Origin of the sequence: Collinsella aerofaciens, from assembly GCF_032584215.1 — a bacterium.
GTDB lineage: Bacteria > Actinomycetota > Coriobacteriia > Coriobacteriales > Coriobacteriaceae > Collinsella.
On the sequence record NZ_JAWHPN010000016.1, the window covers coordinates 43,873 to 57,994 of the forward strand.

At 62.0% G+C, this 14,122-nt stretch carries 12 protein-coding genes and 1 tRNA gene; 7 read left to right on the top strand and 6 right to left on the bottom strand.

Features of this window, described 5'->3' with window-relative positions; translation table 11 throughout:
* Positions 1-141: 141 nt before the first annotated feature.
* Complete coding sequence (gene trpS, locus RX395_RS06090; RefSeq protein WP_316366250.1) at positions 142-1,191, bottom strand: tryptophan--tRNA ligase; 1,050 nt, start codon at positions 1,189-1,191, stop codon at positions 142-144.
* Positions 1,192-1,350: 159 nt separating this feature from the next.
* Entirely contained in the window at positions 1,351-2,550 is a 1,200-nt protein-coding gene (locus tag RX395_RS06095) for an MraY family glycosyltransferase (protein WP_316366252.1), read from the bottom strand.
* Positions 2,551-3,074: 524 nt separating this feature from the next.
* Between RX395_RS06095 and RX395_RS06100 the strand changes: the two genes are divergently transcribed.
* From RX395_RS06100 to proB, 5 genes are all read left to right on the top strand, one after another.
* Entirely contained in the window at positions 3,075-4,013 is a 939-nt protein-coding gene (locus RX395_RS06100) for a radical SAM protein (RefSeq protein WP_316366254.1), read from the top strand.
* A 150-nt stretch (positions 4,014-4,163) separates the two neighbouring features.
* Positions 4,164-4,236 (top strand) — tRNA-Ala (locus RX395_RS06105).
* Between the two features lie 64 nt (positions 4,237-4,300).
* Positions 4,301-4,759, top strand: a complete 459-nt coding sequence (locus RX395_RS06110; protein ID WP_316366256.1) for a hypothetical protein — start codon at positions 4,301-4,303, stop codon at positions 4,757-4,759.
* A gap of 84 nt (positions 4,760-4,843) precedes the next feature.
* Positions 4,844-6,349: a nicotinate phosphoribosyltransferase gene (locus tag RX395_RS06115; RefSeq protein WP_196032717.1), complete on the top strand. Its 1,506-nt coding sequence runs from the start codon at positions 4,844-4,846 to the stop codon at positions 6,347-6,349.
* Between the two features lie 79 nt (positions 6,350-6,428).
* Complete coding sequence (gene proB, locus RX395_RS06120; RefSeq protein ID WP_035137237.1) at positions 6,429-7,556, top strand: glutamate 5-kinase; 1,128 nt, start codon at positions 6,429-6,431, stop codon at positions 7,554-7,556.
* A gap of 99 nt (positions 7,557-7,655) precedes the next feature.
* Here proB and RX395_RS06125 read toward each other — a convergent pair whose 3' ends face one another.
* Entirely contained in the window at positions 7,656-9,074 is a 1,419-nt protein-coding gene (locus RX395_RS06125) for an alpha/beta fold hydrolase (protein ID WP_316366260.1), read from the bottom strand.
* Positions 9,075-9,186: 112 nt separating this feature from the next.
* On the opposite strand from RX395_RS06125, the gene RX395_RS06130 reads away from it, so the two are divergent.
* Positions 9,187-10,473 carry a glutamate-5-semialdehyde dehydrogenase gene (locus tag RX395_RS06130; RefSeq protein WP_316366262.1) on the top strand — a complete coding sequence of 429 codons (1,287 nt, stop codon included), beginning with the start codon at positions 9,187-9,189 and terminating at the stop codon, positions 10,471-10,473.
* 70 nt (positions 10,474-10,543) lie between these two features.
* Here RX395_RS06130 and RX395_RS06135 read toward each other — a convergent pair whose 3' ends face one another.
* On the bottom strand, positions 10,544-11,143 hold the full coding sequence (locus RX395_RS06135; RefSeq protein ID WP_138375338.1) for an HD domain-containing protein: 600 nt from the start codon (positions 11,141-11,143) through the stop codon (positions 10,544-10,546).
* Positions 11,144-11,251: 108 nt separating this feature from the next.
* Complete coding sequence (locus tag RX395_RS06140; RefSeq protein WP_022094807.1) at positions 11,252-11,737, bottom strand: CarD family transcriptional regulator; 486 nt, start codon at positions 11,735-11,737, stop codon at positions 11,252-11,254.
* Positions 11,738-12,079: 342 nt separating this feature from the next.
* Here RX395_RS06140 and argS point away from each other — a divergent pair, with 342 nt between their 5' ends.
* Positions 12,080-13,933 carry an arginine--tRNA ligase gene (argS, locus tag RX395_RS06145; RefSeq protein ID WP_055286535.1) on the top strand — a complete coding sequence of 618 codons (1,854 nt, stop codon included), beginning with the start codon at positions 12,080-12,082 and terminating at the stop codon, positions 13,931-13,933.
* A 100-nt stretch (positions 13,934-14,033) separates the two neighbouring features.
* Here argS and RX395_RS06150 read toward each other — a convergent pair whose 3' ends face one another.
* Positions 14,034-14,120 (bottom strand): IS3 family transposase, encoded by an 87-nt coding sequence (locus tag RX395_RS06150; RefSeq protein ID WP_316365605.1) that lies wholly within the window; start codon positions 14,118-14,120, stop codon positions 14,034-14,036.
* Positions 14,121-14,122 lie beyond the last annotated feature (2 nt).

Sequence of the window (14,122 nt, forward strand, 5' to 3'; positions counted from 1 at the left end):
GCTGGCAACTAACTGCCGGCGGGCCTGTTCCTGTTTGTCGGGGGAGTGCGATGGACGGAGCCGAAGCGGTCCGGCTCCAAAAAAGGCGGACGCCGTAGCGCCCGCCCTAAAGCAATCGAAAGCTCAAGCCAGCAAATCGGTCTAGTACACCATGCCCATGGCGTCCTGAACCTCTGCCAGGGTCTGATCGGCGATCTCGTTGGCGCGACGGTTGCCCTCGTGCAGGACGTCCTTCACATAGTCCAGATCGTTCTCGTAGCGCTGGCGACGCTCGCGGATCGGTGCGAAGTACTCGTTGACGGCCTCGGTCACGTACTTCTTGAGCTGGCCGGAGCCGCCCATGCCAATCTCCTCGGCAATCTCGACCTCGGAACGGCCGGTGCAGATGGCGGCCGTCGAAAGCAGGCCGGACACGCCGGGGCGGTTCTCGGGATCGAACGTGATCATGCGCTCGGAGTCGGTCTGGCTCTTCTTGATGCGCTTGGCCGTCTCCTCGGCGGTCATCGAGATGTTGATGGCGTTGCCGTAGCTCTTGCTCATCTTGCGACCGTCCAGGCCGGGCAGCAGCGGGGTTTCGGACAGCAGCGCGTCGACCTCGGGGAACACCTTGCCGTAGCGGTTGTTAAAGCGGCGGGCGATGGTGCGGGTGAGCTCGATGTGCGGCAGCTGGTCGCGGCCGACGGGCACCACATTGCCCTTGCAGAACAGGATGTCGCAGGCCTGGTGCACCGGGTAGGTGAGCAGAAGGCCGGTGAGCTCGTGCCCCGAGGCCTCCATCTCGGCCTTGACCGTGGGGTTGCGCGCCAGCTCGGCCTCGGACACCAGCGACAGGAACGGCAGCATGAGCTGGTTGGCGGCGGGCACGGCGGAGTGCGCGTAGATCATGGTCTTGTCGGGGTCGATGCCGCAGGCAAGGTAGTCCATGACCATGTTGTACACGTTGTCCTGGATGTGCTCGGTGGTGTCGCGGTCGGTGATGACCTGGTAGTCGGCGATGAGTACGTTGGTCCTGGCGCCCATGCTCTGCAGCTCCACGCGGCCCTTGAGGGTGCCAAAGTAGTGACCCAGGTGCAGACGGCCGGTGGGGCGGTCGCCGGTAAGCATGGTGAACTTCTCGGGCGTCTTGGCCAGGCCCTCGCGAATGGCGTTGCTCTTTTGCAGCGCGACTTCGTAGCTGTTCTCGTTTGGCATGATTGCTCCTAACGTTCGTTCGCAGGTTTTGATGATAGCGTGTTTATTGAGAGGGGTGGGCGTGAGTGGGTGAGGGACTGCCAGGGGCCGGCTTTCAAGTCCGCCGCGGCGTTCGCGCGAACGGCTGCCAACGCCTTGGCACATCCTCGGCAGCTTGCCCTAGAGCTTGTGGTGGCGCTCTTCTTTGCGCTCCTCGGCTGCCTGCTCCTCCTGCTTAAAAGCGGGGTCGTCGGGGGTGACCAGCTCGTCCTCGTGCGTGCGCTTGTTGTAATGGTGGCGCAGCACGGGTTCAAACAGGTGCAGGTGCTTGGCGAAGGCAGCCGAGCCAATGGCGAGCACGGTAAAGATGAGCACGCGCATGGGCACCTCGACCTGGTTAATCGCGGCGGCGCCGGCCGAAAGCATGATGCACCAGGCATAGATGAGCAGCACGGCCTGTTTTTGGTTGTAGCCTTCTTGGATCAGGCGGTGGTGGATGTGGCCCTTGTCGGCCTGCCCGATGCTAATGTGGGCGCGCTTGCGGCGCACGATGGCGCTAAACGTGTCGATGATGGGCACGCCGGCAACGATGAGCGGGATGATAAGCGAGGTGAGTGCGGCGGTGCGGCTCACGTTGAGCAGCGAGATGGAGCCCAGCGCAAAGCCCAGCAGCAGCGACCCCGAGTCGCCCAAGAAAATGCTTGCGGGGTTGAAGTTGTAGCGCAAAAAGGCCAGACAGGCGCCAAAGAGCGCAATGGAGAGCGCGGCGGCGTCGATGCGGCCCGAGAGAACGGCCATCGAAAACATGGTGAACGACGCGATGCCGCAGATGCCCGTGGCCAAGCCGTCGAGGCCGTCGATGAGGTTAATGATGTTGGTGAATGCCACCAGATAGATCACGGTGATGGGGTAGGCGAGCCATCCGAGCATGATCTCGCCGGGGGCAAACGGGTTGACGATGACGCCGATTTTTAGGCCGCCGATACAGGCGATAAGCGCGGCGAGGACTTGTCCGGCCAGCTTTTGCTTGGGCGTGAGCTGGAAGACGTCGTCGATAGCGCCGGTCGCAAAGATGACGGTAAAGGAGAGCGCCAGCATGGGATAGCTAATGTGAAGGCGCGGGTGCGGCACCAAAACGGGCGGCCAGCCTAGGTACCAGGTGCCTAGGATTTGCACAATGCAGGCAACGACCAGGCCCAAAAACACCGCCGTTCCGCCCAAACGCGGGATGGGCTTGGTGTTGATGCGGCGCTTAGAAGGATAGTCGACGGCATCGAGCTTAATTGCCAAGCGCTTGACCAGGGGCACCGCGAGAAAGGTCGTGATAAAGGCCGCCGCTGCCACGCATAGATACGGTATGTAGCTCGGGGATGAAGCCATGAATCTAAAAACCGCCAAGCGTCGAAGGAAAAGGTCAAAGGTTGCTACGCGGAAATGGCATAGCTGTCCCATGATACTCGACCGAGGGGGGTGCGGAGGTTTGCACCGTGCGATTATCACGCGCATACCAGATATTGGAATGTTGTCGATGGCTTGTCGGGATGCCGACGGGGATCCATATGGACTGTATGGTGATTTTCGGCAAAAGAAAACCACCCCCCACGTTACGAAAATGAACCCACCTAAAACAGGTGGGTGCCCTCATCGACTGTTCCAGCGTCCTTAACAACGAAGGATACCTGTACTAGGCACGACTGTGTGGGCTCCCTAAATAAACGCGACGGTTCACCCAGTTGCTCCGCGGGGGGCGGAATACCTACATCATAAAGCGGCACTTTATCGATTCCAGTCTTGACATTACAAAAATCGTGTCGGACGATTACGGCGCCTTAGGGACGGAGCCGTCTACCCGGTCTGGCCCTTTACGTTTGAGCTGCTGAATCGTTGTTTTGGAGCATGTTTTTATGCCGACGTCGTTGACCGAACTTTTTTCGCCCGCCTGCCATTTGTGTCCGCGCCGTTGCGGTGCGGCGCGCGATGAGGGCGCGCACGGCGTCTGCGGTGCTAACGACACGCTCAAGGTGGCCCGCGCCGCGCTTCATATGTGGGAGGAGCCGCCTATCTCGGGCGAGGCCGGTTCGGGCACGATCTTCTTTAGCGGTTGCTCGCTTAAATGTATCTACTGCCAGAACCACGAGATCTCGACCGGCAATTTTGGCCTTGAGATTTCGCCTGAGCGCCTGGTCGAGATTATGCTGGAACTGCAGGACCAGGGTGCCAACAACATCAATTTGGTGACGGCGACGCACTATGCGCACCTGTTGCCTGCCGTGATTGCCGCGGCACGGGCGCGCGGACTGGTTATCCCGATCGTCTACAACACGAGTGGTTACGAGCGCGCGAGTGCCGTGGCGGCGCTGGGCGACCTGGTCGATGTGTGGCTTACCGACTTTAAATATGCCAATGCCGGGCTTGCGCAGTCGCTCTCTCATATAAAGGACTACCCACGTGTGGCCGTGTCAGGCCTGGCTCAGATGGCGCGCGAGATCGAGCGCCGCGGGGGAGAGCTGTTGGATGAGGGCGGGCTCATGAAGCGCGGCATGATTGTGCGCCATCTGGTACTGCCGGGACATGCAGACGATTCGTGTCGCGTGCTGGACCTGGTGTGGCAGACGGTGGGCGATGTGCCGATCTCGGTCATGAACCAGTACACGCCCAATGCACTTATGCGCGAGCAGGGCGGCGACCTGGCGCGTGCCGTGACGCGCGAGGAGTACGAGCAGGTGCTCGACCATGCCGACGACCTGGGCTTTACGACGATGTTCTGGCAAGAGGGCGGCGCGGTAGACGAGAGCTTCACCCCGGCCTTCGACACCACCGGTGTTCTCACCAGTGCAAAGTAGTGCGTTCGTCGATGAATTTTCTGGGACGGGGATAAAAAATCATCGAGAGCATCGCCTGTTCGAAAAGTTGCCAAAATAGCCGCGCCCCAAAAAGACTGGTTATTGGGCGTTGACAGTTGGCGAGCCGTAGGTAAAATATCGACTTGTCCTGGGGACGTAGCTCAGTTGGGAGAGCGCTGCCGTCGCATGGCAGAGGCCGAGGGTTCGACTCCCTTCGTCTCCACCCTTGGATTTGATAAGCCGCTGACATTGTGTCGGCGGCTTTTTTTAAAAGAAAGGGCTATACCATGGCCGAGCTTGAGTCCCAACCACTGTCTGCCGAGGAGCGCGCCGAGTTGGAGGAGCTCCGCGCCGAGAAGGCTCGTCGCGAGGCCCAGGAAGAGGCCCGTCGCGAGCGCGAGGAGCTGGCTGCCCTGCGCGCCGAGCGTGCGAAGGCCGAGGAGGTCGCCGCGAACGCCGCATCCGAGCGCAAGCCCGCGCCCGCACCCAAGCCCGCTGCCGCGAAGCCTGCACCTGCCGCGCCCAAGCCTCAGCCTAAAAAGGCCGCTCGTCCCAAGTTCGTCGAGCCCAAGTCGAGCCGTGACGAGATGACCTTTGCCCAGCGCATGGTTACCTCCAAGGAGCCTACGGGCGAGAACGAGATCCCTGGCATGGCGCCGGCTCAAAAAATCATCATTGTCCTTGCCCTCATCGCGTTTGTCATCTTTATGGGCTACACGATCCTGACCAGCATGGGCCTGCTCTAACCGATTTGCATCGGGCATCATGTCCGCATGCTCTGCTCTCGTCCAACCCTCAAATTCTGCACCACACATCCGAAAGGTCGCCCCATGGCTTTGACCGACATCTCACATCCCACCGACATTGCAATGCTCACCGATCTGTACGAGCTCACTATGGCCCAGGGCCTGTGGGAGAGCGGCAAGGCCAATGAGCAGGGTTGTTTTACCGCGTTTTACCGCGACCATCCCTTTGGCAGCGCCTATGCCGTCATGTGCGGCACCGCCGAGCTGCCCGAGCTGGTCGAGAATCTGCGCTTTACGCCCGAGGACATCGACTACCTCGCCTCGCTCCAGGCCCCGGCCGGCGGTGCGATGTTCAAGTCTGGATTCCTCGACTACCTGCGCGATTTTCGTGCGCATGTAAACATCGACGCCGTGCCCGAGGGCGAGCTCGTCTTTCCGCGCGAGCCCATGGTGCGCGTCACCGGCCCCGCGCTGGAGTGCCAGCTGCTCGAGACGGCGCTGCTCAACATCGTCGGGTTCCAGACGCTTGTCGCCACCAAGACGGCGCGCGTGGTGCTCGCCGCCGACGGTCGCCCTGTGGCGGAGTTTGGCCTGCGTCGCGCCCAGGGTCCCGATGGCGGCCTGGCCGTTGCGCGCGCGAGCTACGTTGCCGGCTGCTCCTCTACGTCCAATGTACTCGCCGGCCGCCGTTACGGTATTCCCGTCTTTGGCACGCATGCGCACAGCTGGGTGATGAGCTTCGATTCCGAGCTCGAGGCCTTCCGCGCCTTTGCCAAGTCGAGCCCCAAGAATTGTACGCTGCTCATCGACACCTATGACGTGCGCGAGGGCTGTGAACATGCCATTACGGTTGCCAAGGAGATGGAAGCGGTGGGCGAGCGCCTGTCGGCCATTCGCATCGACTCCGGCGACCTCGCCAAGCTCTCCAAGTATGTGCGCGGCCGTTTTGATGCCGAGGGCCTGCCCTATGTGGGGATCTCGGTTTCTAACGATCTGGATGAGTACACGATTCAGTCGCTGCTCGACCAGGGCGCGCCCATCGACAGTTTTGGCGTGGGTACCAAGCTCGCGACCTGCTATGACCAGCCGGCGCTGGGTGGCGTGTACAAGCTTTCCGCCCGCCGTGCGAGCGAGACAGATCCATGGACGCCGGTGGTCAAGCTCTCCGAGCAGCCCTACAAGCGCACGATCCCGGGTGTGCAACGCGTGCGCCGTTATTACGACGGCTTTGGCGGCCCGGTCTGCGACATGATCTACGACGAGGACCATCTGGCGGGGGAGGGCGCCGCGCGCGGCAATACCCTCGTGGCCGTGAATGATGCCGCCCTGGTGACCGACGTGTCCGAACTTGAGTATCGCGAGCTGCTGGTGCCGATCGTGCGCGATGGCAGTGCGGTGGCTCCGCGTGAGAGCATCCAGGACGCGCGCGAGCGCTGTGCTTGGGCGCTCGATCATCTGGACGCAGCTTTCAAGCGCTTCCTGTACCCGCAGACCTATGTGGTGGGCATGGAGCAGGGCCTGGCTCAGGTGCGCGACGAGCTCGTGCGCAAGAACATGGCCGCGGCTTCTGCCTTTCCTTGGGCTCACTAATTCCTTGGGCGGTAGGGGCGAGTCACGCTCCCTTGGCCGCCAACTCGGCCGTTCGCTGAACAGTTGATTGGTTTGACGTATGACGACTTCTTATAAAACGATGGTGGTAAAGATCGGTTCGTCCACGGTGGTGGGTGCCGATGGCAAGGTCAACCGCGCCTTTATCGGCGGACTTGCCGATCAGGCCGCAGCGCTGCGCAAGCTCGGCTGGCGTCTGGTCGTGGTGAGCTCGGGCGCTATCGCCTGTGGCTATCCCGTGTTGGGCTTCGACCGCAAGCCGGTCGGCGACCTTCCGAGCCTGCAGGCTTGCGCCTCGGCTGGTCAGTGCATCATCTCGTCGGCCTACGACGAGGAGTTCCATGCGCGCGACCTGCTCACCTCGCTCGTGCTGCTCACGCGCCACGATACGGCCCGCCGCACGTCTTACCTGCACGCGCGCGACGCCCTGCTGCGCCTCGTGGAGCTTGGCGTGGTGCCGGTCGTCAACGAGAACGATACCGTCACCGTCGACGAGATTAAGTTCGGCGACAACGACACGCTGGCGGCGCTCGTGAGCTGCTTGGTTTCCGCCGACCTGTGCGTGACGCTGTCCGACATCGACGGCCTCTACACCGCCAATCCGCACGAGGACCCGACGGCCGAGTTTGTCCCGGTCGTGCATAAGATCGATGCCAAGATCATTGCCTCGGCGGGTGATTCTTCGACCTCGGTGGGTACGGGCGGCATGATCACCAAGATTCGCGCGAGCCGCATTTTGATGACGGCGGGCATTCAGAGCGTGATTTGCTCGGGCGAGGAGCCCGATGCGCTCGTGCGCCTCGCCCGCGGCGAGAGCGTGGGCACGCTGTTCGATCCGCCGGCGGAGCGTCTGGATATCGCACCCCGCAAGCTGTGGATCGCGCTGGGCGACAAGGCCCACGGTTCGGTAACGGTCGATGATGGTGCTGCGAAGGCGCTGGTCAGCCGTGGTTCTTCCCTGCTTGCGGTGGGTATTCGCGAGGTTGATGGCCAGTTTGCCGAGGGCGATGTGCTCGATGTGTGCGATCCGAGCGGTATGGTTGTCGCCCGCGGTATCGCCGAAGCCGATTCGGACGTGCTGGAGCTTGCTGCCGGTCGCCGCCAGGACCAGATTGCCAGCAACCGCCTGCTCGCTAACCTGGCCGAGAAGCCGGCGATACACAGGGATAACTTGATCGTATTTGCATAAAGAAAGACAGCGCTGCGGATCGTTTCCCGCAGCGCTGCCTTTTTCGTGCCGGCACTTGGGGGCGTTCCCTTTGTGCCGGCACTTTGGGACACTCCTTTGCTAGAAGATCTGGCGCAGGTCTCCGCGGTTGAGGGCTTCGTCGAAGAGGTGCTTGAATACCACGCTGCCGTGCAGACCGTCGTGCTCGAACTCGTTGGTTACCCAGGCATGCGAGTTGCCCACGCGTCTGAGCGTATCGAGCTGCAGGCCCGAATCGACGTACATGTCGTCGAAATACACCGCGGCCTGGAGCGGCACCTCGTTGCAGGCCAGGCGCTGCGAGTCGTAGATCTTGTCCCAGCTGGTGTCTTCCATCAGCAGGTCCATGGCGGGCTTGAAGGGCTTGAGCTCGGGCATCTGCTCAAACATCCACGGGAACATGGCCTCGCCGGTAAACATGAGCGGGCGCGCGAGCGTGTCGAACTCGGCGCGGTGTGCCTTTTCCTCTGCCGCGGCCCAGCGAATGGGCATGGTGTCGCCGTCGGCGTAGATGAACTCCTGCAGCGTCCAGTACAGCGGATTCGTGCGTGTGTTGGTGCGCTCGAATGCGCGCATCAAAAAGCCGTCGGATACCGAGGAGCCGCAGCTCAGCGTGCCGTTGCCATCAACAAACGCGTGGTCGATAATCCAATGCATGCGCTCAAAGCTCGGCTTCATGCCAAAGTCGCTGCCCATGAGCTGCAGGCGCTCGACCGTCATCGGCGAGCCGTCGGGTAGCACGGGCTTTTGCTCCTCGATCGCATCTGCCAGGGCCGCCACGCGCTCGACGTCGGCGGGGTAGCGGTCGTAATACTGTTGAGTCTTGCCTGCCATGCGCGGGAAGGTGTGCGCGTAGACCTCGCTGGCGCTCGCCGGCACGTGCGGAATGCCGCCGCAGGTAAAGCTTGCCGCCACGCCCTCGGGGAAGAGCGACAGATAGCTCAACGTCAAAAAGCCGCCGTAGCTTTGGCCGAGCGTGACCCACGGCTTGCCGCCAAAGCCCACTAGGCGCAGGTACTCAAAATCGCGCACGATGGAGCTGGCGAGGTGGCGCTTGAGGAAGTCAGCCTGCGAGCGCGCGGCATCGGAGCCGGCCGCCGTCGCGCGCTCGCCCAGTGCGGCAATCGTGCGCCCGTCTACACAACTGCTGCGCCCGGTGCCGCGCTGGTCGGGCAGGACGACGCGGAAGTGCTTGACGGCCTCCTCGATCCAGCCGTCGCTTGTGGGCGACAGCGGACGCGGGCTCTCGCCGCCGGGGCCGCCCTGCAAAAACAGGAGCAGCGGCAGATCGTCGTTGATGCGGTCGGGCGCGCAAACCACGCGGTAGAAGAGCTTGATGCTCTCGGGCGCGCCGGCGATGGGTGCCGGCATAGCGCCGCGGCGCATGGTGCTGCCGACGGCCAGGAGCATCGGCTCCAGGCCGCGCCAGTCAAGGGGGACGTCGATGCTGTGGTCCTCGACATAAAGGCCGGGGACGTGGTACGAAGTGATGAGGGCCATGTGAGTCTTCCGTTCGTTGCGGTGTTTCGGGTTGACCAATTCTACCGCCGTGGGCGAGGCCATGCGCAAATCGGCTACCATGGTTGCAAACTTCTAGGAGAAAGGGCCGCCCATGTCGGTCGATATAGCCACGTATGTCCACGATCTTGCCGTTGCCGCCAAGGCAGCGTCGGCATCGCTTGCCACGGCGAGCGATGAGCAGCGCCAGGAGGCCGTGCGCGCCATGGCCGCAGCACTGCGCAACGGTGTCGACTCCATCGTCGCCGCCAACGAGCTCGATATGTCTGCCGCGCGCGATGCGGGTACCTCGGCCGGACTGCTCGATCGCCTGCTGCTGACGCCCGAGCGCGTCGAGGGCATGGCCGCCGGCCTGGAAAAGCTCGCCGAGCTGCCCGATCCCGTGGGCCGCGTGCTCGACCACCGCGTGCTTGCAAGCGGCGTGGACCTGACCCGTGTGAGTGTGCCGTTGGGCCTGGTCGCTATGGTCTACGAGGCGCGCCCCAACGTGACGGCCGACGCCGCAGGCATCTGCATCCGTACCGGCAACGCCTGCATTCTGCGCGGCGGCTCGCTGGCTTATCACTCGTGTGCCATGATCGCCGAGCTGCTGGCCGATGCGCTCGAGGCCAAGGGCTTCCCGCGTGAGGCCGTGTCGATGATCGAGTCCACCGACCGCGAGGCCACTGGCGAGCTCATGAAGCTCCGCGGCATTGTCGACGTACTCATTCCGCGCGGCGGTGCAGGCCTGATTCAGCGCTGCGTGCGCGAGTCGCTTGTGCCGGTGATCGAGACGGGCACTGGCAACTGCCACATCTACGTGCATGAATCCGCCGACTTTGATAAGGCGCTCAACATTATCGTTAATGCCAAGACCCAGCGCGTAGGCGTGTGCAATGCCGCCGAGTCGCTGCTGGTCGACCGTGCCGTGGCAGATTCGTTTTTGCCGGCGGTCGTTGCCGTGCTGCACGACCACGGCGTGCTCATTCACGGCGACGAGGCCACGTGCGCCGCATGCGCCGACGCTGGGCTTGCCGAGGGTGATGACTACGTTGCCGCGACTGAGGAGGACTGGGGTCGCGAGTACCTGGCGCTCGAGATGAGCGTGAAGGTCGTGGCAAACGAGGACGAGGCCATCGCACACATCAACCGCTACGGCACGATGCACTCCGAGGCCATCGTTGCCGAGGACACGGATGCTTGCGAGCGCTTCCTGGATGCGGTCGATGCCTCGGCCGTGTACTCCAACGCCAGCACTCGCTTCACTGACGGCGGCGAGTTTGGCCTGGGTGCCGAGATCGGCATCTCGACCCAAAAACTCCACGCCCGTGGCCCCTTTGCCGCCGAGGCCCTCACCACCTACAAATACAAGCTCCGCGGCACCGGCCAGGTCCGCCCATAACGCCCGCGTAAAGAAAAACCACCACAAAGGTGCCTTTCCCCTTTGTGGTGGTTTTAGGTGGCGTGGGCGGTTAGGCCTGGAAGGTATCGCGGTCGGGGGCGAAGGACTGCATGGCCGCGATGGTGCGGTCAAAGAGCTCGGGGAGCTCCCAGCCCAACATCTCGGCACCCTGCGAAATCACGTCGCGCGAGCAGCCGGCGGCAAAGCGTTTGTCCTTGAACTTCTTCTTGAGCGACTTGGTCGTAAAGTCCATAACGCTCTTGCTCGGGCGCATGATGACTGCAGCGCCGATCAGGCCGGTGAGCTCATCGCAGGCAAACAGGATCTTTTCCATCTGCAGCTCGGGTTTGGGCAGCGAGGTATTGAAGTCCGACGTGTGCGTCTGGATGGCGCGAATGAGCTCGGGAGACGCACCTTCGCCCTTAAGAATCTCGGCAGCATAGATGGTGTGGTTCATGGGGTCGTCCTCATGCTCCTCCCAATCCAGGTCGTGCAGCAGACCGACGATGCCCCAAAACTCCTCGTTCTCGGGGTCGAACTCGCGCGCAAAGTAGCGCATAGTGCCCTCGACCGTCTCGCCATGGGTGATATGGAACGGGTCCTTGTTGTGCTCATTGAGCAGTTCGAACGCGCGGTCGCGGGTGATTCCGGCGGTAAGCGGCTCTGCCATAAGAGACTCCTTGTGCTCGTGGGTATCGATGAGAATGAATACTACTAGAACAAGAAAACCACCACAAAGGTGCCTGTCCCCTTTGTGGTGGTTTTTGGCGCGGATGGGTTAGTTGAGGGCGGCTTGGGCTAGGCGAGCTTCGGCGTCCTCCTCGGTGACGCCCAAGGCCACGGCGAACTCCTCGATGGAGCGGCGCTTGGCCTCCTTGAGTACGCGCATGTAGTAGGAGCTGGGTTTTTTATCAGCTTCCTCGGCCTGGCGAATGCGGTGCATCATGGTCTTTGCCACGCGGACCGTCTCGGGTGCGCCCAGCTTGAGCTGCTGCTTAAAGTGCGTCTCCTCAAGCGAGCTGTTGCGCTCGGTAAAGGTGTCGCACTCCAGCTCGTCATAGTGGCTCAGCAGGTGCTCGGCATCTTGCTGAGAGATGGCGGCGTGCAGACGGTCGGCCTGCGCCACGGGGTACATGAGGATCGTCTGCGCATGTCCCTGCTTGGTCTCGAGCAGCAGCATGGGCTGCGGTGTGTCGTCCCTAAAACCGACGACGGTGCAGACTCCCTGGCCCGGATGAATGACGTGTTGACCGATTGAGAACATGCTACCTCCAACTTATACGAATTTACGTATGTCTAGAATAACACGCTGACGTGCGCAAACCCGTACTTTATGCAGGAAAAGCACACAACTCTGATAGGTAAGAGTATTCGATAACAGACGCAGCTCATTCACACCTTTATGCATTTTCAACGCCTGCATAATCTGCAGGCAGACCGGCATCTTTGAGTGACTCCATACAAGCTGTAGTCATTTTTGTGCATATGCAATATCTATTAGCTTTACCCTGCGACAGTGCCCGTCGCTTGTGATAGAGTGTTACAAACTCTGGCTTTTGCCCTACGAGTGACCAAGAGCTCGGGGGCTTTAACACAAGGAGGATCTATGCCCGAGAAGATTGAAGAGCTGGTACGCGCTGCGCTTGCTGCGGCCCAGGAGGCCGGCGACCTTTCCGCATTTGAACTTGACGATTGCGCTATCGAGCGACCGGCTGACACTTCTCATGGCGAGTGGACCTCTACCATGGCCCTGAAGTCCGCCAAGCTGGCCCACTGCGCCCCGCGCAAGATCGCCGAGGCCATCGTTGCCCATATGCCCGAGGACCCCGCGATCGAGAAGGTCGAGATCGCAGGCCCCGGCTTCATCAACTTCTACCTCTCCGTTGCCGTCAAGAATGCCATCTTTGGCGAGGCTCGCGAGAAGGGTATGGACTTCGCTAAGTCCAACGTCGGTGGTGGCCTGAAGACCCAGGTCGAGTTCGTTTCCGCCAACCCCGTCGGCCCCATGCACATCGGCCACGGCCGCTGGGCCGCGCTGGGCGACTCGCTCTGCCGCGTTATGGATCACGCCGGTTACGACATCCAGCGTGAGTTCTACATCAACGACCACGGCTCTCAGATGAACACCTTCGGCAACTCCATCAGCACGCGCTATATGCAGCTTGCCGACATCATCGCCAAGCAGGGCGTGGATATCGACGAGGCTCACAAGCTGCTGATCGCCGACCGCGACGCCTTTGTTGCCGACGAGAACGACGAGCATCCCGAGACCCATCCGTATCAGGACAACTTTGCCGAGACCCTGGGCAAGGACTCCTACGGCGGCGACTACATCATCGACGAGGCCGCCGAGTTCTGGCGCACCGACGGCGATAAGTGGGTCAACGCCGATCCGCAGGAGCGCATGGAGAGCTTCCGCGAGCGCGGCTATGTAAAGATGGTCGACAACATGCGCGACCTTTGCCATGCCGTTAACTGCGACTTCGATCGTTGGTTCTCCGAGCGCTCGCTGTATGTGAAGGACACCGAGGGCGAGACCGCCGGCACCTCCGCCGTCGACCGCGCTTTTGAGAAGCTCGACAAGATGGGCTATCTCTACACCAAGGACGGCGCCCTGTGGTTCCGCTCCACCGACCTGGGCGATGACAAGGACCGCGTTCTGATCAAGTCCGATGGCGAGTACACCTACTTCGCCTCCGACGTTGCCTATCACTGGGATAAGTTCCAGCGCGTCGACCACGTCATCGACATCTGGGGCGCCGACCACCACGGCTACATCGAGCGCGTCCGCTGCGTCTGCGATGCCTTGGGTTACCCCGGCAAGTTTGAGGTTCTGCTGGGCCAGCTCGTCAACCTGCTGCGCAACGGCAAGCCCGTCCGTATGTCCAAGCGTAAGGGTACCATGGTGACCCTGCAGGAGCTCGTCGACGAGGTCGGCTCCGACGCTGCCCGTTACACCCTCATCTCCAAGAGCTCCAATCAGATGGTCGACTTCGATATTGAGGCCGTCAAGAAGCGCGACAACTCCAACCCGGTGTACTACGTGCAGTACGCTCACGCCCGCGTGTGCTCCATCCTGCGCCGTGCCGCTGACGTTACGCCCGAGCAGGCTGACGAGATGGGCATGAAGGCCGTCGCCGCCAAGGCCATCGGTGAGAACGTCGATTACTCGCTGCTGACCGACCCGACCGAGCTCGCCCTTTCGCGCAAGCTCAACGAGCTCACCGACCTCATCGCCAGCTGCGCTCGCGACCGCGCCCCGTTCCGTCTGACGCACTTTGCTGAGGAACTCGCCGGCGACTTCCACAGCTTCTACGCTGCCTGTCAGGTGCTGCCGAGCGAGGGCCGTCCCGTCGACCCCGAGCTTTCGCGTGCCCGTCTGGCCGCTTGCGATGCCGTCCGTGTGACGCTCGCCCTGGTGCTCACCCTCGTTGGCGTTTCCGCGCCCGAGCAGATGTAAGCTACGGGTCATTTGACCGTACAGACTTGGTTTAACTAAGCCTTGAAAGCCCGATCTCCCACTGAACTGCGCCCCAAATCTTGGACGCCCTAAATAGCGACTAGGCCGCAAGGGCCTGATTCCGGAACTCCTCCGGGGTCAGGCCCTTCAATCTTACCTGCCTCCGGCTCGTGTTCCAGTGGACTATGT